27 protein-coding genes and 1 tRNA gene are annotated in these 25,085 nt (G+C 62.1%); 18 read left to right on the top strand and 10 right to left on the bottom strand.

Annotated features, from left to right (window positions below; all coding sequences use genetic code 11):
* The first annotated feature begins 153 nt into the window (after positions 1–153).
* The 7 genes from K1X12_RS08020 to K1X12_RS07990 all read left to right on the top strand — a co-directional run bounded on the left by K1X12_RS08020 (position 154) and on the right by K1X12_RS07990 (position 5,910).
* Positions 154–513: a hypothetical protein gene (locus K1X12_RS08020; protein WP_225907916.1), complete on the top strand. Its 360-nt coding sequence runs from the start codon at positions 154–156 to the stop codon at positions 511–513.
* 93 nt (positions 514–606) lie between these two features.
* The gene (locus K1X12_RS08015) at positions 607–2,007 is read left to right on the top strand and encodes an amidohydrolase (protein WP_220987087.1); all 1,401 of its coding nucleotides are present in this window, start codon (positions 607–609) and stop codon (positions 2,005–2,007) included.
* A complete protein-coding gene (locus K1X12_RS08010; protein ID WP_220987086.1) occupies positions 2,004–3,263 on the top strand; it encodes an amidohydrolase family protein in 1,260 nt (419 codons plus the stop codon). Before K1X12_RS08015 ends, K1X12_RS08010 begins: the two co-directional genes overlap by 4 nt.
* Positions 3,264–3,427: 164 nt before the next feature.
* Entirely contained in the window at positions 3,428–4,174 is a 747-nt protein-coding gene (locus K1X12_RS08005; protein WP_220987085.1) for a hypothetical protein, read from the top strand.
* Between the two features lie 9 nt (positions 4,175–4,183).
* Positions 4,184–4,600, top strand: a complete 417-nt coding sequence (locus K1X12_RS08000) for a DUF1489 family protein (RefSeq protein ID WP_220987084.1) — start codon at positions 4,184–4,186, stop codon at positions 4,598–4,600.
* A 176-nt stretch (positions 4,601–4,776) separates the two neighbouring features.
* Positions 4,777–5,007, top strand: coding sequence for a hypothetical protein (locus tag K1X12_RS07995; RefSeq protein ID WP_220987083.1), 231 nt, complete (start codon positions 4,777–4,779; stop codon positions 5,005–5,007).
* Positions 5,008–5,115: 108 nt separating this feature from the next.
* Positions 5,116–5,910 carry a sulfite exporter TauE/SafE family protein gene (locus tag K1X12_RS07990; RefSeq protein ID WP_220988831.1) on the top strand — a complete coding sequence of 265 codons (795 nt, stop codon included), beginning with the start codon at positions 5,116–5,118 and terminating at the stop codon, positions 5,908–5,910.
* 4 nt (positions 5,911–5,914) lie between these two features.
* On the opposite strand, the gene K1X12_RS07985 is transcribed toward K1X12_RS07990, so the two are convergent.
* Entirely contained in the window at positions 5,915–7,369 is a 1,455-nt protein-coding gene (locus K1X12_RS07985; RefSeq protein WP_220987082.1) for a TrkH family potassium uptake protein, read from the bottom strand.
* A 130-nt stretch (positions 7,370–7,499) separates the two neighbouring features.
* Here K1X12_RS07985 and K1X12_RS07980 point away from each other — a divergent pair, with 130 nt between their 5' ends.
* The 4 genes from K1X12_RS07980 (at position 7,500) to K1X12_RS07965 (ending at position 10,080) form a co-directional block, all read left to right on the top strand.
* Entirely contained in the window at positions 7,500–8,549 is a 1,050-nt protein-coding gene (locus tag K1X12_RS07980) for a Glu/Leu/Phe/Val family dehydrogenase (RefSeq protein WP_220987081.1), read from the top strand.
* Between the two features lie 85 nt (positions 8,550–8,634).
* Positions 8,635–9,465 carry a universal stress protein gene (locus tag K1X12_RS07975; RefSeq protein ID WP_220987080.1) on the top strand — a complete coding sequence of 277 codons (831 nt, stop codon included), beginning with the start codon at positions 8,635–8,637 and terminating at the stop codon, positions 9,463–9,465.
* 37 nt (positions 9,466–9,502) lie between these two features.
* Positions 9,503–9,868 (top strand): hypothetical protein, encoded by a 366-nt coding sequence (locus K1X12_RS07970; protein WP_220987079.1) that lies wholly within the window; start codon positions 9,503–9,505, stop codon positions 9,866–9,868.
* A gap of 135 nt (positions 9,869–10,003) precedes the next feature.
* Positions 10,004–10,080: transfer RNA gene (locus K1X12_RS07965), tRNA-Pro, on the top strand.
* A gap of 70 nt (positions 10,081–10,150) precedes the next feature.
* Here the strand turns inward: K1X12_RS07965 and K1X12_RS07960 are convergent.
* From K1X12_RS07960 to recA, 4 genes are all read right to left on the bottom strand, one after another.
* A complete protein-coding gene (locus K1X12_RS07960; protein ID WP_220987078.1) occupies positions 10,151–11,038 on the bottom strand; it encodes an NAD(P)/FAD-dependent oxidoreductase in 888 nt (295 codons plus the stop codon).
* 4 nt (positions 11,039–11,042) lie between these two features.
* Entirely contained in the window at positions 11,043–11,486 is a 444-nt protein-coding gene (locus tag K1X12_RS07955; protein ID WP_220987077.1) for an Rrf2 family transcriptional regulator, read from the bottom strand.
* Between the two features lie 108 nt (positions 11,487–11,594).
* Complete coding sequence (gene alaS / locus K1X12_RS07950; RefSeq protein ID WP_220987076.1) at positions 11,595–14,240, bottom strand: alanine--tRNA ligase; 2,646 nt, start codon at positions 14,238–14,240, stop codon at positions 11,595–11,597.
* A gap of 179 nt (positions 14,241–14,419) precedes the next feature.
* Complete coding sequence (gene recA / locus K1X12_RS07945) at positions 14,420–15,511, bottom strand: recombinase RecA (protein WP_220987075.1); 1,092 nt, start codon at positions 15,509–15,511, stop codon at positions 14,420–14,422.
* Between the two features lie 155 nt (positions 15,512–15,666).
* On the opposite strand from recA, the gene K1X12_RS07940 reads away from it, so the two are divergent.
* From K1X12_RS07940 to K1X12_RS07930, 3 genes are read left to right on the top strand one after another with little or no spacing between them, the layout of a single operon-like run.
* On the top strand, positions 15,667–15,876 hold the full coding sequence (locus K1X12_RS07940) for a DUF2093 domain-containing protein (RefSeq protein ID WP_220987074.1): 210 nt from the start codon (positions 15,667–15,669) through the stop codon (positions 15,874–15,876).
* On the top strand, positions 15,876–16,865 hold the full coding sequence (locus tag K1X12_RS07935) for a M23 family metallopeptidase (RefSeq protein WP_220987073.1): 990 nt from the start codon (positions 15,876–15,878) through the stop codon (positions 16,863–16,865). Before K1X12_RS07940 ends, K1X12_RS07935 begins: the two co-directional genes overlap by 1 nt.
* A 4-nt stretch (positions 16,866–16,869) precedes the next feature.
* Positions 16,870–17,685, top strand: coding sequence for a hypothetical protein (locus K1X12_RS07930; RefSeq protein ID WP_220987072.1), 816 nt, complete (start codon positions 16,870–16,872; stop codon positions 17,683–17,685).
* Positions 17,686–17,703: 18 nt separating this feature from the next.
* On the opposite strand, the gene K1X12_RS07925 is transcribed toward K1X12_RS07930, so the two are convergent.
* Both K1X12_RS07925 and K1X12_RS07920 read right to left on the bottom strand, forming a co-directional pair.
* Complete coding sequence (locus tag K1X12_RS07925) at positions 17,704–18,399, bottom strand: hypothetical protein (RefSeq protein ID WP_220987071.1); 696 nt, start codon at positions 18,397–18,399, stop codon at positions 17,704–17,706.
* Between the two features lie 84 nt (positions 18,400–18,483).
* Positions 18,484–19,461 carry a quinone oxidoreductase family protein gene (locus K1X12_RS07920; RefSeq protein ID WP_220987070.1) on the bottom strand — a complete coding sequence of 326 codons (978 nt, stop codon included), beginning with the start codon at positions 19,459–19,461 and terminating at the stop codon, positions 18,484–18,486.
* Positions 19,462–19,582: 121 nt separating this feature from the next.
* Between K1X12_RS07920 and K1X12_RS07915 the strand changes: the two genes are divergently transcribed.
* Positions 19,583–19,951 (top strand): VOC family protein, encoded by a 369-nt coding sequence (locus K1X12_RS07915; protein WP_220987069.1) that lies wholly within the window; start codon positions 19,583–19,585, stop codon positions 19,949–19,951.
* A gap of 6 nt (positions 19,952–19,957) precedes the next feature.
* On the opposite strand, the gene K1X12_RS07910 is transcribed toward K1X12_RS07915, so the two are convergent.
* The gene (locus tag K1X12_RS07910) at positions 19,958–20,746 is read right to left on the bottom strand and encodes an enoyl-CoA hydratase/isomerase family protein (protein ID WP_220987068.1); all 789 of its coding nucleotides are present in this window, start codon (positions 20,744–20,746) and stop codon (positions 19,958–19,960) included.
* Positions 20,747–20,928: 182 nt separating this feature from the next.
* On the opposite strand from K1X12_RS07910, the gene K1X12_RS07905 reads away from it, so the two are divergent.
* Positions 20,929–21,912, top strand: coding sequence for an alpha/beta fold hydrolase (locus K1X12_RS07905; RefSeq protein WP_220987067.1), 984 nt, complete (start codon positions 20,929–20,931; stop codon positions 21,910–21,912).
* Positions 21,913–22,026: 114 nt separating this feature from the next.
* Positions 22,027–22,749 carry a DUF3108 domain-containing protein gene (locus tag K1X12_RS07900; protein WP_220987066.1) on the top strand — a complete coding sequence of 241 codons (723 nt, stop codon included), beginning with the start codon at positions 22,027–22,029 and terminating at the stop codon, positions 22,747–22,749.
* Between the two features lie 81 nt (positions 22,750–22,830).
* On the opposite strand, the gene K1X12_RS07895 is transcribed toward K1X12_RS07900, so the two are convergent.
* Both K1X12_RS07895 and K1X12_RS17185 read right to left on the bottom strand, forming a co-directional pair.
* On the bottom strand, positions 22,831–23,244 hold the full coding sequence (locus K1X12_RS07895) for a hypothetical protein (RefSeq protein WP_220987065.1): 414 nt from the start codon (positions 23,242–23,244) through the stop codon (positions 22,831–22,833).
* A 286-nt stretch (positions 23,245–23,530) separates the two neighbouring features.
* Positions 23,531–24,487 (bottom strand): DMT family transporter, encoded by a 957-nt coding sequence (locus K1X12_RS17185; RefSeq protein WP_220987064.1) that lies wholly within the window; start codon positions 24,485–24,487, stop codon positions 23,531–23,533.
* A gap of 96 nt (positions 24,488–24,583) precedes the next feature.
* Here K1X12_RS17185 and K1X12_RS07885 point away from each other — a divergent pair, with 96 nt between their 5' ends.
* Positions 24,584–25,081 carry an Lrp/AsnC family transcriptional regulator gene (locus K1X12_RS07885; protein WP_220987063.1) on the top strand — a complete coding sequence of 166 codons (498 nt, stop codon included), beginning with the start codon at positions 24,584–24,586 and terminating at the stop codon, positions 25,079–25,081.
* The last annotated feature ends 4 nt before the right edge of the window (positions 25,082–25,085 follow it).

Raw genomic sequence — 25,085 nt, 5'->3', positions numbered from 1 at the left:
AGTTGGGTCTGGCCGGCCTTCCGATCGTTTCTAAGGAGAGTATCTGACGGATTTTTAAGGCTGTGTAGCAATCGGGTCACGCCGTCGCCAGACTTTCGACACATCTGGCGCGTTACTCTGGTAAGTATCAACACTAGCCCCATATTGCTCACCATGTCGCAAGAAACCACCACCGTTCTGAATGAAACCATCCCGGTCTACGCGCCGCCCAAGCCGATTCACGTCCTGCGCAACGGCGTGAATGTCGCTGCGCGCCAGACGCTTGCGGTTACCGGGCTGGGCCTGATCGCATTGGCGATCCCGGTGGGTGTTGCGACGCCGTTCATCCCAATCGGTCTGCCGATGGCGATTGTGGGCGTGGTCCTGCTGGGCCGCAACGCAGTCTGGGGCCGCCGCTGGATGGAGGGCATGATGACCCGCTATCCGCGCCTTGAGCGCCTGGCGCCCGGCTGGCTGATCCGCAGCGTGTTCGGCCGCGAGAAACGCGCGCCCGCACAGAGCGTGCCGGAATAAGCCGCGCCCCGGCGAAAGCCCTTCCTCCGCACTTGCATGCCACAGCAAACTTTGCCCTGATGGCGCAAACGACAGCTGACCTGCGGGGCATACATGAAAAAGCTTTTAGGAAGCGCAGGGCTTTGCCTCTGCCTGGCCATCAGCGCGTGCGGAGGCTCGGGCGGCGGAAAGAAGGATGAGGCCTCTCCGGGCGTCTTTGATCCTTTCCCCTCCACCTACGCGGCTTATCCTTCGGAAACCACCCTCATCACAGGCGCCACCGTGCTGGATGGCAAAGGCGCGCTGATCGAGAATGGCCGCGTCCTGATCCAGGATGGCAAGATCGCCGCCATCGGCGCCGACATCACGGCCCCGGAAGGCGCCGCCACGATCGACGCGGCGGGCAAATGGGTCACCCCCGGCATCATCGACAATCACAGCCATCTTGGCGCCTATCCCTCGCCGGGCGTGGAAGCCCATAGCGACGGCAACGAGATTTCCGCACCGGTCACGGCAGAAGTCTGGGTGGAACATTCCGTCTGGCCACAGGACCCCGGCTTCACCCGCGCCCTGGCGGGCGGCATCACCTCACTTCAGATCCTGCCGGGCAGCGCAAACCTCTTTGGCGGACGCGGCGTCGTGCTGAAAAACGTTCCCGCACGGAGCGTGCAGGAAATGAAATTCCCCGGCGCGCCCCACACGCTGAAAATGGCCTGCGGCGAAAACCCCAAGCGGGTCTACGGCTATGGTCGCGGCTTCCCCGGCGGCGCGCCATTCTCGCGTATGGGCAATGTCGCGGGCTACCGCACCGCCTGGATCGAGGCGCGCGACTACAAGAAAAAATGGGACGACTTCGCTGCCAATGGCGGCACCGAGCCTGCCCGCAATCTAGAACTCGAAACCCTAGCCGGCGCGCTCTCGGGCGACATCCTCGTCCACATGCACTGCTACCGCGCAGACGAGATGGCCATCATCCTCGATCTGTCAGAAGAGTTTGGCTACAAGGTCGCCTCCTTCCACCACGCAGTCGAAGCCTACAAGATCGCCGACAAGCTGGAAGAGTACGGCACCTGCTCCTCGATGTGGGCCGACTGGTGGGGCTTCAAGATGGAAGCCTATGACGGCATCCGCGAAAACATCCCCATGGTTCACAATGCCGGCGCCTGCGCCATCGTCCATTCAGACAGCGACATCGGCATCCAGCGCCTGAACCAGGAAGCGGCCAAGGCCTGGGCCGATGGCAAGCGGGCAGGCATCGACATACCCATCGAGGTAGCGTGGGAATGGCTCTCGCTGAACCCTGCCAAATCGCTCGGCATCGACAGCAAGACCGGCAGCCTGGAGCCCGGCAAGATGGCCGATGTGGTCATCTGGTCTGCCAACCCGTTCAGCGTCTACGCCAAGGCCGAAAAGGTCTTCATCGATGGCGCCCTGATGTACGACCTCAACGACCCGGCCTATCAGCCGGTCATGGACTTTGAACTCGGCCAGCCCGGCGAAGGAGACCATAAATGATCCGTTCCCTGATTCTCGGTCTCGCTGCGCTCGGCCTGTCGGCCATTGCCACCGCCCAGCCTGTCGCCATCATTGGCGAAAAGGTCTGGACCGGTACGGCGCAAGGCACGCTCACCAATGGCGTTGTGGTTGTCGAAGATGGCCACATCGTCTCGGTCGGCACGGGGGCAGCCCCAGCCGGAATGCCACAGGTGAAGGCAAAGTGGGTCACGCCCGGCCTCATCTCCGCGTTCTCCCGCACGGGCATCACTGAAGTCCCCGGTGAGAAGTCCGCCAATGATACCGGCGCAGGCGGCTCGCCATTCTCCGCGGCGCTGAACGCCGCCGACGGGTTCAATCCGGATGCAACCCCGATCGCCGTTACCCGGCTTGAGGGCTTCACCCGCATTGCCGTCGCGCCGGACGCGCGGGCCAAGCTGTTCGGCGGGCAGGGTTTCCTGGCCGATACCAGCGGCCTGCCCGGTTCCATCTTCAAGGAGCGCGCCTTTGCCTATCTGGTGCTTGGCGAGCGCGGCGCCTCGCTGTCGGGTGGCTCGCGCCCGGCGGCCTGGACCGTGCTGCGTGGCGCCTTCGACGATGTGCGCTTCTTCACTGCCCGCTACATGACCCATAATGACGGCAACGTGCTCACCCGTATGGACGCGCAGGCCTTCATGCCAGCCGTGCGCGGCGAGCAGCTGATGCTGATCGAAGCCAGCCGGGCAAGCGACCTGGAAGCCATCATGGACTTCAAGCAGGAAAACCCGATGCTGAAGATCGCCATCCTTGGGGCCGATGAAGGCTGGCGCGTAGCAGACCGGCTGGCGGCAATGAAGATCCCCGTGATCGTCGACGCCTTCTCGAACCTGCCCTCCAGCTTCTCCCAGCTTGCCGCCACCAGCGAAAACGCGGCACGCCTGTCGGAAGCGGGCGTGACGGTTGCCATCGTGAACCTCAACGATTCCAGCCATCAGGCCCGCCTTGCCGCGCAGGTTGCCGGCAATGCGGTCGCCAATGGGCTGCCCTTTGATGACGCGATGAAGGCCCTGACGACCGCGCCTGCCGAAATCTTCGGCATGTCCGGACTCGGAGCTCTCGCGCCCGGCGCGCGGGCCGATGTGGTGGCGTGGGATGGTGATCCCCTGGAAGTGACCTCGGCGCCCATCGCTGTGTTCATCGACGGGGTGAGCGAACCTATGGAGTCGCGCCAGACCAAGCTGCGCGACCGCTATATGGACCTCGACCATAGCGACAAACCGTTCGCCTACCGCCGCTAAATCCAGCGGCGTTGCCTTCTGTTCAACTCCCGTAAATGTTCAACGGGCAAGGTAGAGGCATCAGGACGCTGAATATGGCTGAATTATCACGGCAGGGCATTCCCTGCCGTGATCCTGCCGTAATAGGCCCTGAAAAGTTGGCGCCTTAGGCGATGGGTAGAGTTATGTTGCTGCACGTTATTCTTGTGTCCCTGACCATGACGACAGGCACAGGCCCCATGGATGCGGCGCTTGAAGCGACCGAGGCGCCGGAAACCTTCCGGGCCGCCTTCACGGTTGAACTTCGTTCCCAATCTGCCCGCCAGATCTATTCCTTCGATCCGCGCCTGCCGAAAGCCGAACGCTGGCAGCTCGTCTCCCGTCAGGGGCGGGACGAGGAACTAGATGCCGTCGCCGCCAACTGGGCCAGCGAAGCAGCGCCCGATGGCCGGCTGTTCCCGGACGATCTGCGCGCCTGCCTCGGCCAGACGGTGCAGGTGGATACCACTGGCCATGCCTGGCGCGTCGGCTTCCGCCACCATCCCAATTACAATGACAATGAGTTCGACCGGTGGGCCGCAGAGCGCCTGCAAGCCACCGCCTGGCTCGATCCGGTGGGCGAGCGGTTCCTGCAGATAGACTATTCGCTGCCCAAGGCCGTGAGCGGCCCGTCCGGCGGCAAGCTCACCAAGTACAACCAATCCTATATTCTCAGCACCGAGCCGCGCTGGGGCTTCTCCTATGTCTCCGGTTTCACCATTGATCTGGAAGCGCGCGCCGCCTTCAGGCGCATCACCCGCCGCTATGAGGCCGAGGTGACCGATGTGCAGTTCTTCTTCGCCAGCGCCGAGGCCGAAGCAGCTTACCGGGACGCGCATGCCGCCGGCACCAATGTGAGCCTGAAGGCTGGATTTGCGTCGCCCCTGCGCTAGCTTCAGCGTATGACGATTCACATGGTCAAACTTTGCGTCGGTGCGGACGACATCGACGATCTGGCCGACTGGCAGCAGCGGCTGATGAAGACACTGCCCGCGCCTGTCCATCACACGCGCATGGCCCCCAAGCGCGCCGAAGAAATGCTGAACGGCGGATCGATTTACTGGGTCATCAAGCGCGCCATCCGGGTGCGCCAGCGCATCATCGACATCCGCACCGTGCAGGATGACGAGGGTAAGGACCTCTGCGAGCTGGTGTTTGATCCGGAACTGGTGCGCACCTATGCGCAGGCCAAACGCCCGTTCCAGGGCTGGCGCTATCTGAAACCGGAAGAGGCGCCCCGCGATCTCAAATCCGGCGCCGGGGCGGTCGACATTCCGGCAGACCTGGATGCTGCCCTGAAGAATGCGGGTGTCTGGTAACGTTGCCGCTCGTGCCGGATATGTCCCTGTTGCCAACCGTTTTGCCGCGCTCCCACGCCTGATGTACCCGGCGCAGCCATCAAGCGTCTCCTGATCAGTGGCTGAGGCATTGAAAAAGGCGCGCCGCTGGTGGAGAGGATGGGAACAGACAGTTTCCGTTCCTGAAAGGCTCCGCCATGCCCCAATTTGACATGATCCTCCTCACCCCGCAGCAGGCTGAAGGCGCTGAAATCGTCAAGCACACGGCTGGCACCCCGGCCCGCGAAGGCGGCGGCGACGAAACCCATCGTTGCGGCGCCTGCAAGACCAAGCTGCTGGTCAATGTCGCCCACCATGACGTGCACGGCATCGTGGTGGAGTGTGGCAAGTGTGGCCGTCTCAACACCGAAGCCCACCACCATCACTAGAAGGCTGAAGGCGGCCTTCAGGGGCGCGTCAGCCATGCTCAATCGACAGCCGGGGCCCATACGGCTAAGGGCTGGAAGATGATGGAATTCTTCAGCACATACGGAGTCATGCTCTTGGCGCTCGCCGCAGCGGGCCTGTTCGCTGGCCTCGTCGCGGGGCTGTTCGGCATCGGCGGCGGCGTGGTGATCGTGCCGACGCTGTTCTTCCTGCTCTCCACCATGGGCTACGAGGAAACAGCGATGCATGTGGCTGTGTCCACATCGCTGGCCACGATCATCCTCACCTCGATGCGCAGCGTTGCCGCCCATAACAAGCGCGGCGCCGTAGATTGGGCGATCATCCGCGGCTGGTCTCCCTGGATCGTTTTGGGCGCGGTTGTTGGCATGCTGTTGGCGGGCTACTTCTCCAAACAGGTGATGCTCGGCATCTTCGGCACCATCCTCATCCTTTTCGCCGCCCAGTTCTATTTCGGCCGCCCCACCTGGACGCTCGCCAGTGAAATGCCGAAAGGCATCGTCCGGGCAGCCATCGGTTCGGTGAACGGCGCGCTCTCCTCCATCATGGGGATTGGCGGTGGAACGCTCGGCGTGACGTTGATGACCCTTTGCGCCATGCCCATGCACCGCGCGGTCGCCACCGCTGCGGGATGGGGCGTTGCCATCGGACTACCGGGGGCGATTGCAGCGATTGTCGTCGGATGGGGACGGGAGGGCTTGCCGCCCTTTTCAGCCGGGTTCGTCAACCTGCCCGCCTTTGCGCTGATCTCTGTCTTCACCGTGCTGATGGCGCCCGTTGGCGCGTCGCTGGCGCACCGGCTGGATGCAGACCGGTTGCGGCGCCTGTTCGGTATTCTGCTGGCCGTCGTTTCGGCCCGCATGCTTTGGCAAGCTGCCGGTCTCTGATCGCTTAGCCGCGCCAGAACCGGCCAGTCAGCACCACAAACACCGCCACGAATTCAAGGCGCCCCAGCAACATTGCGGCGGTGCAAACCCATTTGGCGAAATCAGTCAGCGCAGCAAAGTTCGAAGACGGCCCAACATCCGGGCCAAGGCCGGGGCCGACATTCGACACCATGGTCGCGGAAGCCGAAATGGCGCTGAGCGAATCCAAACCGCTGTAGGAGAGCAGCGCCGCGACCACCATGAAGGTGACGAGGTAGAGGAACATGAACACCATCACCGACTGCAGCGTCTCTTCGTCCACCGGCTTGCCGGCATAGCGCACCGGCGTGCGGCGATGTGGCTGCACCATCCGCTGCGACCAGGCGATCAGCGCTTTGGCCGTGATCTCGAGCCGGAACATCTTCATGCCGCAGGAGGCCGAGCCCGCACAGCCGCCCATAAAGGTGGCCAGCAGGAAGATGATGATCGCCGGTTGGCCCCAAGTGTCATACGGCGCAGACGCATAACCGGTGCCGGTCATCACGGAGACGATGTTAAACCAGGTTTCCGTGGCGCCGTGCCAGATGTGATTGAAGATCGGCGGCTCGACCACCGCCTCGTGCCAGACCACGATCGTGGCTGAAAAGCCGAACAGCAGCATAAAATAGAGCCGGGGCTGGGGATCTTTCAGCATCGGCTTGATCCGCCCCTGCAGGATCAGCATTGCGAGCAGCGAGAATGGCAGGCCCGCCACCATCATAAAGAAGATCGCCGCCGGCATCGCCTGACGCAGATTTTCATGGCCGAAGGAGGCGTCGTAATTGGCAAAGCCGCCTGCAGATACGGTCGACATCATGTGAACGATGGCATCGAACCAGTTCATGCCCGAGAGGCTGTAGGACAGGGCGCAGGCCGACGAGATGATCAGATAGGTCAGGCCCAGATAAGCAGCGATATCTGTAACGCGCGGCAGGAACTTGCCGGATATGTCCGAGCTTTCCATGCTGAACAGCTGCATCCCGCCGACGCGAAGCTGGGGCAGGATGGCGATCGCGGTGACGATAATGCCGATGCCGCCGATCCAGTTCAGCACGCCGCGCCACAGCAGCAGGCCGCGTGGCATGTTGTCCAGGCCGGACAAGACCGTGGCGCCCGTCGTGGTCAGGCCGGAAACGGCTTCAAACATGGCATCGGACACCGGAATCCCCGAAACGATGAAGGGGATGGCCGCAACGGCAGGAACCAGAACCCAGATAGAGACCGTGAGCAGGAATGTTTCACGCTGCCCAATGCGATTGTCGCCGCCCCTCGCGAGCACCCAAACCAGACCGCCCACGAGCCCGGATACGAACGCCGAGAACCAGAAAACGTGTGCGTCTTCACTGCCATCGGCAAGGTCCAGCAACGCGCACGGGATCATCGCCCCGGCAAGGAGGACGGTCATAATGCCAAGGGCGAGAAGGATAGGGCGCAACTGCATTCGGGCGCACCTTAGGCCTTAAACCCTGAAAAGGTGTCAATATGGGACGGCAGAGCCCAGTTGACGCTACGACGCCCGCCCGGCTACAGCGCTGGCAATCGTTTCAATTGCAACCAATCACCGGTTTCCCATGTTCGATCATGCTTCTTTCGACGCCCATGAGGGCGTGCACGCCTTTCACGATGCCGATAGCGGGCTGAAATGCATTATCGCGGTTCACTCCACCGCACGGGGCCCTGCCGCCGGTGGCTGCCGGATGTGGAACTACGCCAATGGCGACGCGATGCTGACCGATGCGCTGCGCCTGTCGCAAGGCATGAGCTTCAAGAACGCCATGGCCGACCTGCCCCTCGGCGGCGGAAAGGCCGTCATCTGGGGCGACCCGCGCAAGGACAAGTCCGAAGCGCTGTTCCGCGCCTTTGGCCGCTTTGTGGAGAACCTGAACGGATCGTACTATACGGCGGAAGATGTCGGCATCGACACTGCCGACATGGCAATCGTGCGCCGTGAAACGCGCTTTGTGGCCGGCCTCGATGAAGGCGCTGCCGCCAGCGGCGACCCGTCGCCGATCACCGCCATGGGCGTCTATCTCGGCATCAAGGAAGTCGCCAAGCGCCTGTTCGGCACGGATGACCTCTCCGGGCGGATCATCTCGGTGCAGGGTGTTGGCTCGGTTGGCGGACATGTCTGCGAGCATCTGGCCAGAGAAGGCGCCAAGCTGGTGATCGCGGACATCGACCAGGAAGCCCTGAAAGACATCTCCGCCAAGACCGGCGCCACGATCGTCGCCCCCGACGAAATCTACGATGTCGAAGCCGACATTTTCTCACCCTGCGCGCTCGGCGCCATTATCAATGAGAAGACCCTGGAGCGTCTGCGCGTCAAAGGCGTCGCCGGAGCCGCCAACAACCAGCTGATCGTGCCGGAAATGGGCGAATTCCTGCGCCGCAAGGGCATGCTGTACGCGCCGGACTATGTGATCAATGGCGGCGGTATCATCAATGTGGCGGCGGAAATCTCCGGCAACTATTCCCGCGAATGGGTGGACGGAAAACTGACCCACCTGATTGAAACGCTGGGCGAGGTACTCGACGAAGCCCTCTCCACCAACCAGCCGACCAATAGCGTTGCCGATCGGATTGCGCGCCAACGCATTGCTGAGGCCCGCACGTCTAAGTAGGCTTACTTAGTCCTCGGGCCTGACTCTGCTGCTAGGATCGTGTTATCACTTCTTGCGGAGGTGGTACCACAGCAGGAGAGATTACATGACCGTCGTTGCAATGCTTCAGGGCACACCGGAAACGGATGTGGAAACGACCCGCTCAGCGCTTGCCATGGCAAAGATGCTGGGCCGCGATTTGACCGGGCTTTGCGCCCTGCCCGATCCGCAAGCCGCTGTCATGGTCGTCACCACGCCGGAATCCACCGGCCTGACTGCCGCCGCTGCCGCCAACATCATGGATTTACAGAAAGAGATGCTGGAGAAGGCCGAGGCAGCCTTCCGCGAAGGCGTTGGCGCCGCGCCGGGCATGGACTGCACCTTCGTGCACCAGGTGGCGACGGCTGAAGCCTCTGCCGCCAGCGCGGCGACGCTTGCCGATGCGATCATTTTTCCCCGCTCCGCCGCCAAGAGCGGTGAACCGCTCTCCATCGCGTTCGACTATGTGATGATGGACGCGCGCCTGCCGCTGGTGCTTGGCGGAACCGAACTCTACAAGCCCGGCCCGGTCGTCATCGGTTGGGACGGCTCCAATGGCGCGGCCCGCGCCCTGCGCTTTCACACGCCGCTGCTGAGAGCGGCCGGCGAAGTGATCATCGCACAGAACCGCAAGGACGCCGAGCGCGATGGCGCCCGGCCCGGTATCGAGCCTGGTTCGCTGGAAGACTGGCTGAAACGCAAAGGCATCAAGGCCAGCGTTTCGCCCATCGAGGGCGAAGTTTCCGCCGCCCTGCTGGCGCTTGCCAAAGGCAGCGGCGCCACGATGCTGGTGGCAGGCGCTTACGGCCATTCCCGGATCGGCGAACGCCTGTTCGGTGGCACCTCCAAACGCCTCCTGAATGCATCAGACGCCCCGGCCCTGGCGCTCGCCCGCTGATCTCCCGAAATCACAACCCAGCTGCTGAGGTTCAGACATGTCTCTGAAACGCATTTCGCTTCAACCTGCCCTCAATCCCGGCGCCGAAGTCGTCGCTGGCCAAGGCTACACCATTATCGCACCGCTGACGGCGGAAGGACGCTTGGATTTGGACGCCTGGCGCGCGAACCGCGCCGATTGCCGCGTCTACCGCCTGCACCCGGACCCGGCTGAACGCGCCGATGGCTGGCTGACGCATCGCGGCAATCGCTGGTTCTTCCGCTATGACGAGGAAGAAGAAGGCGATGACGAAAACGTCTACCGTCTCGGCGACCATGTTTTCCGGGAAGGGGAGTATGTGACCGTCGAATTTCACGGCGAGCAGCCCCTGACCTACAAGGTCGTCGACGTCTCGGAGCTGTAACCCGCCTGAAAAGGCAGGCTTTTGACGCCGTGCGAGGGAATGCGGCGCGACAACCGCTTTTGCCCCTTGAAAAATCCCCCGCTGTGCGTAAACACGCGGGCTTCGGGTCGCCCAAGGGCGCCTGACGATGGACGGCGGAGTGTAGCTCAGCCTGGTAGAGCACTAGCTTCGGGAGCTAGGGGCCGGAGGTTCGAATCCTCTCACTCCGACCATCGGCAGGCCGCTGCGGCACGCACCTATCCCCTAGAAAATCCACGAGAAGCTCGGCAGGGTCTTCCAGCGTCAAAACACCAGCGAGCGATGTAGCATCGCGCCGGTGAGCGCTCCATCGCCAACCGCAAGGGAGACAGAATGCGGCACATGGGCAACATCCCCGCACGCAAAGGCGCCGCCAATCGTTGTCTCATGAGTGGCGTTCCTGCGGATCTGCATTCCGAAGGGCGTTTCCTCCAGCTCACAGCCAAGGCTTTCAGCAATGCCCGTAGACGGCGCATTACGCGCCGCCGTAAAGAGGCCAGCAAAGCTCAGGCGCCGCCCATTTTCCAGAAGCACATCGGCGTCTCCTTCGATGCGCAGGATCGGGCGCGCCTCAACGGCAACGCCGCGTGCTGCAAGCGTCTCCATGGCAGCGACGTCCGGCAGGATAGCCTCGTTCAAAAACAGTGTGACCTCGCCCCATTCCGTCAGCAGTTCGGCCTGATGCAGTGACATGGCACCGGTCGCGATGACGCCGATCCGTCCCTGATCGAGCTCATATCCATGACAATAGGGGCAATGAAAGACATGCTGCCCCCAACGCTCGGCAAGGCCCTCAATGTCCGGGAGCTGATCACTCACGCCCGTGGCGAACAGAACGCGCGCGCCCTCATGAATGCCGCCATTCCAGCAGCGGATAGAAAACCCATCCCCGGCTTCCAGACGACGCGCCTCCAATGCGAGGTCATCAATCCAATGCAGGGTTCCATAAGCTTCAAGCTGTTTGCGTGCGGCCGCAGCAATCCCGGCGGGGTCTGCGCCATCCTGTCCAAGAAATCCGTGGGAAGACTTGGCAAACCGGTTTCGGCGCTGGCCCGCATCAATAATGAGAACAGTGCGGCGGGCACGCAGCAGCTGGAGGGCAGCGGCCATTCCCGCATAGCTGCCCCCTATGACGATCACGTCATGGCGCATCGAATTATCCTTTTCGGAGTTTGATATCCTGGTGCCGCCGGGAAAATTCGGCGGAGAGATCAGAGAGCGTCACCGACGCGAAGCGCTCCAGAAGTAGCGCTTCAGCTTCAGCAAATGCCTCATCGAGAACGGCGTTGACGGATTGTTCTACGAGGCATTCAGGCGTTTCATGCCGGTTTCCAATGGCGAAGACCGTCGGCTCGCCCAGCGCTTCATGCAATTGGCGCAAGGTGACACTCGCCAGGTCCGCCTCGATCCGCCAGCCACCGGAATGGCCGCGTTCCGAACTGACAAGGCCCGCTTCCCGCAACAGACCCATCGTTCGTCGAACAACGACGGGATTGGTACGCATACAGAGCGCAAGTTCATCAGATGTCATGGCCCGCTCCTGCTCGGCCATATGCAGCAAGGCGTGGAGAACACTGGAAAGGCGGCTATCTCTCTTCATGTAACTTCATTTATTACGTTTCGAGTCGACTTCAAGAGCCGGGAAAAAGAAAAGGCGGCAGGTTTGCCCTGCCGCCTTCCTTAATCTTCCTGGACTGCGCCTGGCGGATCAGCCTTTCAGCGCCGCGCGGACAGCTTCCAGCGCATCTTCTGCCTTGTCGACATCCGGGCCACCGGCCTGCGCCATGTCCGGGCGGCCGCCGCCCCCCTGGCCGCCGACTGCAGCCGCCGCGACTTTCACCAGCTCCACGGCGGAGAACTTCTCCGTAAGGTCTTTGGTGACGCCAACTGCCACGCCAGCCTTGCCGCCATCTGTGCCGACAAAAATAACGACACCGGAACCGATCTTGGCTTTCGCCTCATCGACCAGCGCGCGCAACTCCTTGCCGCCGACGCCATCGGCGACGCGGGCAATCAGGTTCACGCCATTGATCACTTCCGGGCCAGCCGGCGCACCGCCGCCACCGCCCATGGCCAGTTTGCGCTTGGTCTCGCTGAGCTCGCGCTCGAGGTTGCGGCGCTCTTCCGTCAGCGCCGCAACGCGGCGTGGCAGGTCTTTGAGCGGAACCTTGAGGCTCTCTGCGACATCGGCAGCGATCTGCGCGCGGCCTTTGAGATAGGACAACGCCTCGGCGCCGGTGGTCGCCTCGATCCGGCGAATGCCAGCCGATACGCCACCTTCGGAGAGAATCGCGAATACGGCGATGTCGCCCGTGCGCGAAACGTGCGTTCCGCCGCAAAGCTCCACCGAGTAAGGCCGGCCACCATCCCCGGGAACACCCATCGACAGCACACGGACCTCATCACCATATTTCTCGCCGAACAGCGCCAGCGCGCCCGCCTCGATGGCCTTTTCAGGGCTCGTCACCTTGGTGCCGGTTTCGATATTGGCGCGGATCTGGGCGTTGACCTCGTCCTCGATTGCTTCGAGTTGCGCGGCCGTAACCGGGGCGCCATGCGAGAAGTCGAAACGCAGGCGGTCTGCCTCAACGAGGGAGCCTTTCTGCGTGACATGCTCGCCCAGCACCTTGCGCAGGGCGGCGTGCATGAGGTGGGTCGCCGAATGGTTTGCCATCACGGCCTTACGGCGCGCGGCGTTGACATTCATCTGCGCTTTCGCGCCGACCTTGACCGTGCCGGAGACAAGCTCACCGACATGGACATGCAGGTCGCCCGCACGTTTCTGAACGTCGCGCACGATGAAACGCGCGCCGCCTTCGAAGACGATTTCGCCATGGTCGCCGGCCTGGCCGCCGGATTCGGCATAGAAGGGTGTCGTGTCGAACACGAGTTCCGCTGCGCCGGCCTCCAGCGCGTCGGTCAGGTGGCCACCGGCCGCGATGGCAACGAGTTTGCCCTCGCCAGCTGTGCCGGCATAGCCGGTGAACTTCGTGGCGCCTTTATTGTCGCGCACATCGAACCAGATTTCTTCCGTTGCCTGATCGCCTGAGGAAAAACCACCTGCGCGGCTCGTTTCACGCTGGGCCTCAAGCGCAGTTTCAAAGCCTGCCACGTCCACTTCCAGATCGCGCCCACGCAAAATATCCTGCGTCAGGTCGAGCGGGAAACCATAAGTGTCCGACAGGCGGAACGCGACATCGCCCGGCAGCGCCTCGCCCGGCGCCAGTTCCGAAACGGCCTTGTCGAGAAGGCTGAGACCATTGCCCAGCGTGCGCTGGAAGCGGGCTTCTTCCTGCTCGATTGCTGCTTCAATGGCGACCTGCGCGCGGCCAAGCTCGGGGTAGGCCTTGCCCATCTCAGCGACCAGCGCAGGCACAAGCTTGTGCATCAGCGGCTCGCGCGCGCCCAGCATGTGACCATGACGCATGGCGCGGCGCATGATGCGGCGGAGCACATAGCCGCGCCCTTCATTCGACGGCAGCACGCCATCAGCCACCAAGAAGGCAGACGTGCGCAGGTGGTCGGCAATCACGCGGAAGGAGGCGGTCTTGTCGCCGTCAGCCTTCTGGCCATAAACCTCCTGCTCGGCATCGATCAGCGCACGGAACAGGTCGATGTCGTAATTGTTGTGAACGCCCTGAAGCACAGCGGCAATCCGCTCAAGGCCCATGCCTGTGTCGATCGACGGCTTGGGAAGATTTGTGCGCTTGCCGCCTTCATGCTGCTCGAACTGCATGAAGACGAGGTTCCAGATTTCAATAAACCGGTCGCCATCCTGATCGGCGCTGCCTGGGGGACCGCCCCAGACCTTGTCGCCATGGTCGAAGAAGATTTCCGAGCAGGGGCCACAGGGGCCTGTATCACCCATCGACCAGAAATTGTCGCTTGAGGCGATGCGGATAATCTTCGAATCGTCGAACCCGGCGACCTTCTTCCAGATGGCAGCGGCGTCATCGTCTTCAGCATAGACCGTGACCAGAAGGCGCTTGGCATCGAGCCCGTATTCCTTCGTCACCAATTCCCAGGCGAGACGGATCGCATCATCCTTGAAATAGTCGCCGAAGGAGAAGTTCCCCAGCATCTCAAAGAAGGTGTGGTGGCGGGCGGTGTAGCCGACATTATCGAGGTCGTTGTGCTTGCCGCCGGCACGCACGCATTTCTGCGAGGTGGTCGCGCGCGGCGAAAACGGTTTCTCGGCGCCCGTGAAGATGTTCTTGAAGGGCACCATGCCCGCATTCACGAACAGGAGCGTGGGATCATTCTGCGGCACCAGAGGCGCAGAAGCGCGCCGAGCATGCCCGTTTTTCTCGAAAAAGCCGAGGAAAGTTTCCCGGATATCATTGACGCCGTTCATATGTCTCTTCTGGCCCCTGCCGGTTCATCAAACAGAATATGCCGGAATCAGACAGGAAACCGGCACAAGATTACACCGGCGATATAAAGGCCCCTTTGCGGCCCGCCAAGCTCAGGCGTACCGCAAAGGGGGGAATCTTCCGGTCAGGAGATCAGATTAAAGACCGGAAGCCTCTTATGTCAGCCTTCGGCGGCTTCGGCATCGTCGCCGTCGTCAGCTTCCATACCGGCCGAGAGGAGTTCCTCAGCCAGAAGACCAGCGTTCCGGCGAACCGCATCTTCGATTTCGTTCGCAATCGCCGGATTATCTTTCAGGAATTGCCGCGCTTTCTCGCGGCCCTGACCGATGCGTTCCCCATTATAGGAGAACCAGGAGCCCGATTTCTCGACGACATTTGCCTTCACGCCAAGATCAAGCAGTTCGCCCGTCTTGGAAATGCCTTCGCCGTAAAGAATGTCGAATTCCACCTGCCGGAACGGCGGGGCGACCTTGTTCTTCACAACCTTCACGCGCGTCTGGTTGCCGATCACCTCGTCACGGTCCTTGATCTGGCCGATGCGGCGGATGTCGAGGCGCACAGAAGAGTAGAATTTCAAGGCGTTACCGCCCGTTGTCGTCTCCGGGTTGCCGAACATGACACCGATCTTCATGCGGATCTGGTTGATGAAGATCACCATGCATTTCGACTTGGAGATCGAGCCGGTCAGCTTGCGCAGCGCCTGGCTCATCAGACGCGCCTGAAGGCCGGGAAGCTGGTCACCCATCTCACCCTCGATTTCCGCGCGCGGCGTCAGCGCCGCCACCGAGTCGATGATCAGAAGATCCACAGCACCGGAACGGACCAGCGTGTCGGCAATCTCCAGCGCCTGCTCGCCCGTATCGGGCTGCGACACCAGAAGATCATCCAGATCCACGCCCAGCTTGGCAGCATAAACCGGGTCCAGCGCGTGTTCCGCGTCGATGAAGGCACAGACACCCCCATTCTTCTGTGCCTCTGCAACGCAATGCAGCGACAGCGTGGTCTTGCCCGAGCTTTCCGGCCCGAAAATCTCGATAATCCGCCCTTTCGGCAGACCGCCAATGCCGAGCGCAATGTCGAGCCCCAGCGAGCCGGTCGAAACCGCCTCGATGTCCATGGTCTTCTTGTCGCCCAGGCGCATGACCGAGCCCTTGCCGAAGGACCGCTCAATGTTGCCGAGCGCTGTTTCAAGGGCTTTTTGCTTATCCACGCCGGATTCCTTGTCCACAATAGTGAGAACGGGTTTGGTCACGAGTCACCTCCTTTGGTCTACCATGAGGGCCGGTTTGGCAAGGCCCCCTATTGCCATCTCTGGAGCGCATGTACCACATTTGTTCTCGAGAACAAAGCGGAAACTCATGAACAGGGCGGCTTTCCCTGAAATGCTTTTTGGGGCAAGATGGGCGGATGCTTACAAGACCCGGAACCGACGGCGGCGAAGCCCGCCTTATCTATGGCGACAACGACTTTGAGCAGGTCTCTGCTGGGAGTTACGTGACTTGCGCAGTCACCGGGCGGAAAATCCCGCTGGGCGCCCTGCGCTATTGGAGCGTCGATCTTCAGGAAGCCTACTGGGACGCGGAAGCGGCTTCCCAGCGGCTCGCGCCGAAGCGTTGATGCGCGGCGCGGCGGGCTGCTTTTCCACACCGCTATTCCTCAGCTTCCTGTTCCTTGTGGCCTGCACAGTGGCAACCAGCCCGGCAGAGCCGGCGCCCATGCCTGTCGAGCCTGATGCCGAGGCACCTGCCGACCCGGTTGCCGGTCCCGAAATCGATGCAGCTCCCGAAACCAGCATTGAGGCGCCTGAGTTGGCCGATTGTTACGGCGCGCTGAAGCAGGGCGGCCTGATCATCTGTCCTGCAATGCCCGGCAGCCTGGTCGAACTTGGTGAGATGCGCCTCATCGCGGGCGCCTCTGGCACCGTGCAATACGGCCTGCCCCGCACGATGCCGGAGGAGATCGACATTCTTCGCGGCAACGTCACCACAACGCTGACGATTGCGCCCAGAAATGACGAGCTGCGCGTCGTACCCGGCTTTGACTGCGACAAGGTCGACGCGCGCACACCGGCCCAGAAAGCCCACGCCGCCGATAGCTGGGAAAAAAAGCAAACGGGCTTCAGCCTGTTCTATCCCGGCCGGGGCGCGTTAGACGGGTTCATCCTGCCAGCAGACGCCCGCCCATCATCCCCGTTCGGGCCTACGCGCCAATATATCGGCGTCTCCAAAACCAACGGCCAGCCCTGCGAGTCTATGTCAGTCCACCAGGGCTTTGATCTGGCAACGCCCGTCGGCACACCGGTCTATGCGCCCGCCGCCGGCACAGTAACCCTTGCCGATCCAGATCTGTATTATGAAGGCGGCACGATCTTCCTCGATCATGGCCAGGGCCTGCTCTCGGTGTTCATGCACCTGTCAGAGGTGGATGTCGCCGCCGGCGATCATGTCGAGCGCGGCGCGATGATCGCAAAATCCGGCAATACAGGCCGCAGCACAGGGCCACACCTGCATTGGGCCGTCAAATGGCGTAATCCGGATACGGACAACCGGGGCGGTGACTATTACATTGACCCCGCCCTGTTGCTCGAACTACCCGTCGCAGACTGATCCGATGACGACCTCGGGCGAGCACCGCAACGAGATTGCCCCGCATGTTGCTGCATGGATCAGGTCCGCAATTGAGACAGCCCCGAAAGGGTATGTGCCGCTCCTGTTTCTTTCCGGTCCGCAGGGATCTGGAAAATCCACCGCGCTGGAGGCGGCACTAAGCTCTCTGTCTATGCCCGTGGCAGGGTTAAGCATCGACGATGTTTATCTGCCTCTGCCGGCGCGCGAACGGCTCGCGCGCGAGATCAGCCCCCTCTTCATCACGCGCGGCCCTCCGGGCACGCATGATCTAGCGTTGTTGCGCGATACAATAGAAGCCCTGCGCGCGGCCAAGCCCACTTCAGAAACGCCCCTCCCAACTTTTGACAAGCTGAGCGATGACAGGCGGCCAGAAGCCGAATGGCCCTCATTCAAAGGCCGCCCCGCCGCGATTGTCATCGAAGGGTGGCTGATGGGCGCCCTGCCGGATGCGAACTCGTCCACCAGCGCGCCGATCAATGAGGTCGAAACCGAAGATGCTTCCGGTGCCTGGCGCGCCTATCAGGAGGCTGCGCTGGCGGGGGACTACGCTGCGCTGTGGGATGAAGCAGACGGCTTTTTTCACATTGTGCCAGATGGTTTCGAGCGCGTGCTAAACTGGCGGCTGGAACAAGAGGTGGGCCTTTGGGAAAACCGCTGCGCGCCCATGCCGGGCGGCCGCCGGGAGTGGGTTGTCCGTTTTATCGCGCATTATGAACGGATTACGCGCCGCATGATCAGCGGCGCGCGCCGGCCGGGCAGCGTGCTGCACATCGACGCTCTGCGCCGCACTCAAACTTAATTTGTATAAGGACGTATTTCATTCAGATGCCCGACCAAGCGTCTTGAGTGCTTCGGCCTGCTCTGTTTCATAGTCCTTCATCAACACTGCGCCCGCATCACGCTGCGCGGCCCAGCGCGCAATCGTCGGCGATGGCCGAACGTACAGGTCATTCAAACTTCCAGAAACAATCTGGTTGGCAATGTCGCTGATCACCAGTGGCTGAATATCCAACTGTATAGGCACTTCCGGCGTGCTGAACCGCTCCTCTCCGGAACGTTTAAAGGTCTGCGCATCGGCAAGATCGGCAAAGGCCAGTATCTTCAATGCGCCTTTTATCTTTGCTGTTAACGGATCACCGTTTGGCGCGGAGATATAATATATAACCGCGCCTTCAATCGCCGGAACACGCCACACGACATCATACTTGCTTTCGAGGTAGACATCCGCTGCGTTGACGAGCCGGCCTTCAAGTTGGTCGGCATCGGGAAGGTTCCCCACAAACTCAGCGGCATGCCCAGCGTCGACAAACACGACGGGAACATTTCGCTGGTTGGTGCCGTCCATGTTTCGATGCGCTTCGCTCAAAGCGCCGCCCGTCCGTGTGTCTACGATCTGGATCACAAACCAGTCCGCAAAAGCGGCGCGCAGTTCCTGCTCCCCGGCAGGCATCTCCGCAGATGCCGGCCGCAGGACGAACACAAACAAGGAAAATGCAAGAACCAGAAAGCGCACGAAAATCTCCCAACGTATGGGCAATCAGGTACGCTTCCGGCTCCCCGCAAACAATCCCCCGATCCGGAGGGGGGGGGCCGCAGGTCAGGGCGTAAGGATGGTCGCCCCGGTCGTCTTGCCGGCCTCCAGCGCTTTATGCGCTTCGGCAACATCCTTCAGCGCGAAACGCTGGCCGATGTCGGCTTTGAAAACGCCGGCCTTCAGAGCGTCGAATACCAGACCAGCGCCGCGCGCCAGCGAGCCAGGCTCCTGAATGAAATTGAAGACGCCGGGGCGGGTCATCACAAGGCTGCCGCCTTGCGACAAACGGGAGGGCGGGATCGGGTCAGCCGGGCCGGATGAATTACCATATGTGATAAACCAGCCACGCGGCTTCAGGCTGGAAAGCGAGGCTTCCGCAGAGATCTTGCCAACACTGTCAAAGGCAATGTCGACACCTTTTCCACCCGTCAGCTCACGCACTTTCGCCGCGACACCCTCATAACCGATCACGACATCGGACGCGCCAAGTGCCTTTGCCTTCGCCGCTTTAGCGTCACTCGAGGTTACGGCAATTACACGGGCACCAAGATGCGCCGCCCAAGGCGTCAGGATAGAACCAACGCCGCCAACCGGGGCCCAAACCAGAACAACATCGCCAGCCTTCACCGGGCGGATCTCGAACAGCAGCATCCAGGCCGTAAGGCCCTTGAGCATCAACGCGGCGCCTTCTTCCTCGCTCACGAAGTCCGGCAGTTTCACCATGGATGCAGCGTTGCCGGTGTGATGGGTGGTGTAGGTTCCGGCTGCAAGATAGGCGACACGGTCGCCGGGCTTGAGATGCGTGACGCCTTCGCCCACAGCCTCCACGACGCCCGCGCCTTCAGAGCCGAGCGTTGCCGGCAATTTCATCGGATAAAGACCCGAGCGATGATAGGTGTCGATGAAGTTCAGCCCCACGGCTGTTTGGCGTACCAGCGCTTCGCCCGCGCCGGGCGCGCGCGGCTCAATCGCCTCCACATCGAGGACTTCCGGCCCACCTGTATTCTGTATACGAATTGCATAAGGGCTGGTCTGCGTCATGGGGGTCTCCTTTTGCGGCGCAATGAAGCGCATCACCCCGGCTACGTCAATTTGCCGAATACGCCTCTCGACAATGGATTTTGTTCTTGTTATGTTCGAAAACCATTTGAGGGAGGCAAACATGATCGGCTATGTGACACTGGGAACGACAGATCTGGAACGGGCAGCAAAATTCTATGATGCGATTGCCGAAGAGCTCGGCACGCCGCGCATGTTTACAACAGAGGCGTTCATCGCCTGGGGCACGCCCGATGGCCCGGCAGGCATCGGTATCTGCTATCCCAATGACGGCAACAAGATGAGCGTTGGCAATGGCGTGATGATCGCCCTGCAGGCAAAAGACAAAGCGCAGGTAGACCGGCTGCATGCCCTGGCTCTCAGCAATGGCGGCACCTGCGAAGGCCCGCCCGGCCCGCGGGGTGACACTTTCTACGCAGGCTATTTCCGCGACCTTGACGGCAACAAGCTCAACGCCTTCGTGATGGGCTGACCGTAGCTATTTGCCGGTGAACTTCGCCGGCCGTTTCTCAAGGAAGGAAGCGACACCTTCCTTGTGATCGGCCGATTTGAAGCAGGCAGACAGCGCCGTCACATGCGCCTGCATGTGGTCTGACACGTCCCGCTCCAGGCCTTTCCAGACCAGCTCCTTCATCCGGCGGATGGAGAATGGCGAGGAGGCCAGATACCGCCGCGCTTCGGCGCGCGCGGCGTCCAGCAGGTCTTCCGGCTCGGCGATGGCGTTGGCATACCCGATGGCGAGGGCTTCGTCGGCCTCAAGGAAGGCACCGGAATAGAGAAGGCGCAGGGCGCGGCTCGGGCCGATAATCCGGGGCAGCAACCAGCTGCCCGCGCCGGTATCGGGCACCAGTCCGCGATGGGCAAAGTTCCAGGCGAAGCGTGTGCGCGGCGTAATGATGCGCACATCGCACTGGCTGGAGAATTCCGCGCCCATGCCGACGGCATTCCCATCAATAGCGCCGATCACCGGCTTCGGGCAGGAAACGAGCGGCCACCAGACATCATTCTCATGCGCCTCGCCGCGAACGCCGCGTGTTTCGCCGGGCTTGGTGGAGAGATCGGCAAGGTCGGTTCCCGCGCAGAAGCTGCCGCCGGAGCCGGTGACGATCAGGACACGGACCGCGTCATCGGCGGTGACTTCCCGCACCTTCTCGATGAAGGCGTAGAGCATAGCGAATGTCATCGCCCCGCGCTTTTCAGGCCGGTCTATGGTCAGGACGGCAATGCCATCATCCTCACGCGCAAGTTTGATATGATGCGCTGTCATATCCTTATCCTCCCGATGTTGTTCTTGTTTTGCACGAAGCTTGCGTCTGCCAATCTGGCGACGCAATCCCCGCCCCGGCGTAAACCGGGACGCCGCCCCGGCCGGAGTTGACGCAGCGGCGATGCTTGCCACCGGCTTTGGCCTGACGCAGCTTCGCAGGCAAAGAACAGGAGGAAATCGCCATGCCGGAATTCCGGATGATCGATGCAGGCGAAGCGACCATCCGCGTGGCGGTCGAGGGCAGCGGGCCGTTGGCGCTGATGGTGCACGGGTTCCCGGAGAGCTGGTATTCCTGGCGTCACCAGATGGGGCCGATCGCGGCGGCCGGCTTTACGGCGGCGGCCATTGATGTGCGCGGCTATGGTGGCTCGTCCAAGCCCGGCGCAGTGCCCGACTACCGGATGGAAGCGCTGATCGGCGACATTCTGGGCGTCGGCAAAGCGCTTTCGCCCGATGCGCCGTTTATCCTGATCGGCCATGACTGGGGCGCGCCACAGGTGTGGAACACGTCGCTGGTCCACCCGGACCGGATTGCGGCGGTGGCGGCGATGTCAGTGCCTTACTTTGGTGTGCCGCAAGTCTCATTTGATCTGATCATCAAGCAGACCTGGGACGACAAGAACAAATTCTTCTACCAATCCTATTTCCGCGATCCCGGCGGGGCGGAAGCGGCGTTCGAGGCCGAGCCGCGCCGGTTTCTCAAAGGCTTCTACCACGCCATTTCGGGCGAGGCGAAAGCAGGCGACTTCCCGGTGGGCAAGCCTTCGGACTTTCCCCTGATGGACGGCCTGCATCCGCCTGAAACCATCGGCGCGTGGATGAGCGAGGAAGACCTCGACTACTACACCAATGAATTCAAAGCCTCGGGCTTCTTCGGCCCCCTTTCCCGCTATCGCAACCATACGCGCGACTGGGAGTTCCTTCAGCCATACAAGGACCGGAAGATCGAGCAGCCTGCCCTGTTCATCGCCGGCGACAAGGACCCGGCTTTCTCCGGCTTTGGCATGGTGGATGACCCGATTGGCCGCATGCGGAAGTTTGTGCCCAATCTGGAGACCGGGCTGGTGTTGCCGGGCTGTGGGCACTGGACCCAGCAGGAGCGCCCGGATGAGGTGAACGAAGCCCTGGTCCCGTGGCTCGCCTCCCTGAAAGGCAGGGTTGTCTGAAGGAGCGCTTGCGCAAATTCAAAAGATATACCAAAGTCTGCAAAAGTTATATCAAAGCCTGCGCCCGCTTTCACAGCGGCGCGCGGGCCTAACCCCTGCAGAGAGGCTTTCCCCATGGCATCTGGCCCCAAGCACCGCGAGATTTCCGGCGTCATCAGCTATCAGATCGACGGCCACCCTGACTTTCCGGACCGCAACTGGGGCATCGAGCGCTTCCACATGACCCATCATGGCGACGGCCACCGCGTGATGCGCGCCTATTGCGAGCTGCATGATGTGGCGCTGACGCGCGATGTGGTGGCCACGGTCGACGCAGATTTCCATCCCCACGACACCTTCGTGCGCCTGACCAAGGACAACAAGTTCCATGGCAGCACCTGGTATCGCTGGACCGACACGGAAGCCGAATACCAAGGCTACACGGTCGAGCGCGGCCGCATCAGCGAGAAGGTCGAGATCGACCGCAACATCCGCGGCTTCGGCACGCACAACCTGACGGGCGATGCCTGGCTGGCCGCGCGGTTCGACCGCTCGAAAGGCGAAGGCATCCAGACCTTCCACAACAACCTGCTCAGCTCCATCGACCATCGCGGCGCAACCGGCCCGGACTTCCAGCGCACGACCACGAGCAGCCTGCAATATTCCGGCGTCGAGACGGTGACGGTGCCCGCCGGCACGTTCGAATGCTACAAATTCGCCTTCGTGATGACCAGCAACGACCACCCGCCCTACGAATTCTGGGTAACGACGGATGGCGACTTCCTGTTCATCAAGGGCACCGTGGCAGCCCCCTATAACTGGACCTTCGAACTGGAAGAGCTGAACATCATCCGCTGACGCCAGCAGCTTTGCCCGGCGCAGCCCTTGGGCTGCCCGGCAAAATGCGTCTCCCCGGTAATCCGGGGACGGCAGAAAAAGCTAAGACGTGTCGGGGCGGGCTGTGATGGCCTGCCCCGATTGCGTTTGGGGCATTGCCAAGGCAGCCACGAGCGGCGCGGGCGCAGATACGAATACGGACGCGGGGCCTTCCTCGCGGAGCGCCGCCACCAGGCAGGCGCGCGTCAGGCCGCTGGCATAATCGTAGCCGGCCGGCGCATAAGAGGCCGGCGCGGCGAAGCTGAGCGTGGAATCCGTAGGCAGACGGCGCAGGCGCACCCGGCCAAACTTCGAAATGGTGATCCAGTAAGGCACGCCGCGGCCATAGTGCTGCCGCACCCAATCGCGCAGGGCGATCAGCTGCACAAAGATCAGCGGCCAGAGCAGGCGTTGAAGCAGGCTGAGGCCCGGCAGCGGGGTGGAAAAGGCGTAGTCCATAGGCGGAGGATGGAGCATGGGCAGCCCTGCCGGACAGGCGGGGCGGGATCTGTTGCGTGTATGGGGATTGGGTGTTGGATAGGGCGCGGGGTTTCCTCGGCGTTGGGCCGCTGAGAGACCAGGTTCGTCTTCCCGGAAAGCGCGAATGCGCTTGTCCCGGGACCCAGTGAGGGAGTGTTTTGGGGCTTTCTGGGTCCCGGATATTTGCTGCGCAAATTCCGGGATGACGGGGCGCGGGCGAGCGGAAGGCCCGTTGGAGCTTTTTCCGGAAAACTCCAAAAAAACTCCAACGGGACTCCGACGGCTATGCGTTGGCCGGGCGGCGGTGGGCGGCGATGCAGGTGAAGACGCTGGCGGTGACCATGACGAAGGCCATCACTTCCAGCAGGCTCGGCAAACGCTGTTCCCACACGAAGCCATAGATCAGGGCAAAGACGGTTTCGAAAAGGATCATCTGGCCGACCATCGTCAGCGGCAGAAGGCGGCTCATCCGGTTCCACAACCCGTTACCCGCAATCGAGGCCAGAAAGGCGACGCCAATCGAGACCGTGGCAAACTGGCTCCATTGCGAAAGCGAATAATCCAGAGGCTCAGTGGCGACCGACACCGGAATAAGAAGGAGCGCCTGAAGGCCCGTCATCAGGCCGATGGCGAGGTTCCAATCATACACCGTGACCTGCGGGAGGCGCGCGAGGCAGCGGCTGTTGCCGACGGCATAAGCCGTCCAGCTGACGAGCGCACCGATGGCGAGCAGCAGGCCGGTCAGCGGCTGGCCCGCAGAGCCGGACGCGGGCGCGGCGATGGCCTGCCAGCCGATGCACAAAGCGCCCCCGCAGCAGAACAGCAGAGACGGCATGAGGCGGGCAAGCGGCACGGCGCCCTTGTCGCGGCTGCCGATGATGGTGACGGCGACCGGGAGAAAACCGACGACAAGCGACGTCATCGCGATGCCGCCAGTCTGCACGGCGCCTGACAGGAGGATGTAGTAAAACGTGTTGCCGAACAGGGCGAGCCAGATGAGGGACTTCCAGTCCCGTCCGCTGAGCCCGGCGCGCAGGACGCGCCAGCGCGGCGCGATGAGCACAGCGGCAATGACGCCAAAGGCGATATAGCGACCGATGGTAAGCTGTAGCGGCGTGAAGGCGCGCGTGAGTTCCGGCGCGAGGAAGACCAGGCCCCAGAGGGCGCCTGCCCCCATGCCATAGGCGATGCCGGTATAGGTCTTGTTGCTGACGGATGGGACGGCGATGTGGGCGCTCACGCGGTGGCCTCTTCAATTGGACGAGACGGGGCATATCATTGGGCGCGCGAGCTTTGCGCCCTTGATCAGGCCAAAAAATGCAACAATTACTCACCCATGACCCGCGCGCCCGCCTCCCCCCGCAAACGCCCGCTCGACAGCTTTGATCGCGCGATCCTCCGCATCCTGCAGCGCGACAACAAGACCCCGCAAAGGACGATTGCCGAAGCGGTCAATCTTTCTGCGGCGGCTGTGCAGCGGCGGGTGGCGGCAATGGAGGATGCGGGCATCATCAAGAAGAATGTCGCCATCGTCAGCACGCAGGCCGTGCAGATGTCGATCACCTCGATTGTGCAGGTTCAGCTGGTCGACGAACGCCGCCAGACGGTGGACAAGGCGAAAGCCCTGTTCGCACAGGCGCCGGAAGTGCAGCAATGCTATTATGTGACCGGCGGTATCAGCTTTGTGCTGGTGGTCGTGGCGCCGGACATGGTGGTCTATGAGGCGATCACGCGGCGCCTGTTTGCCGACAATGACACCGTGAAAAGCTATGGCAGCCTGATTGCGCTGGACCGCGTGAAAACCGGCGCCGAGATTGTCATTCCCGGCGCCTGATCTT

Source organism: Hyphomonas sediminis, assembly GCF_019679475.1.
GTDB classification, from domain to species: Bacteria; Pseudomonadota; Alphaproteobacteria; order Caulobacterales; family Hyphomonadaceae; genus Hyphomonas; species Hyphomonas sediminis.
Note: the sequence above shows the minus strand (reverse complement) of the source record. Positions and strands in the feature narration are given on the sequence as shown.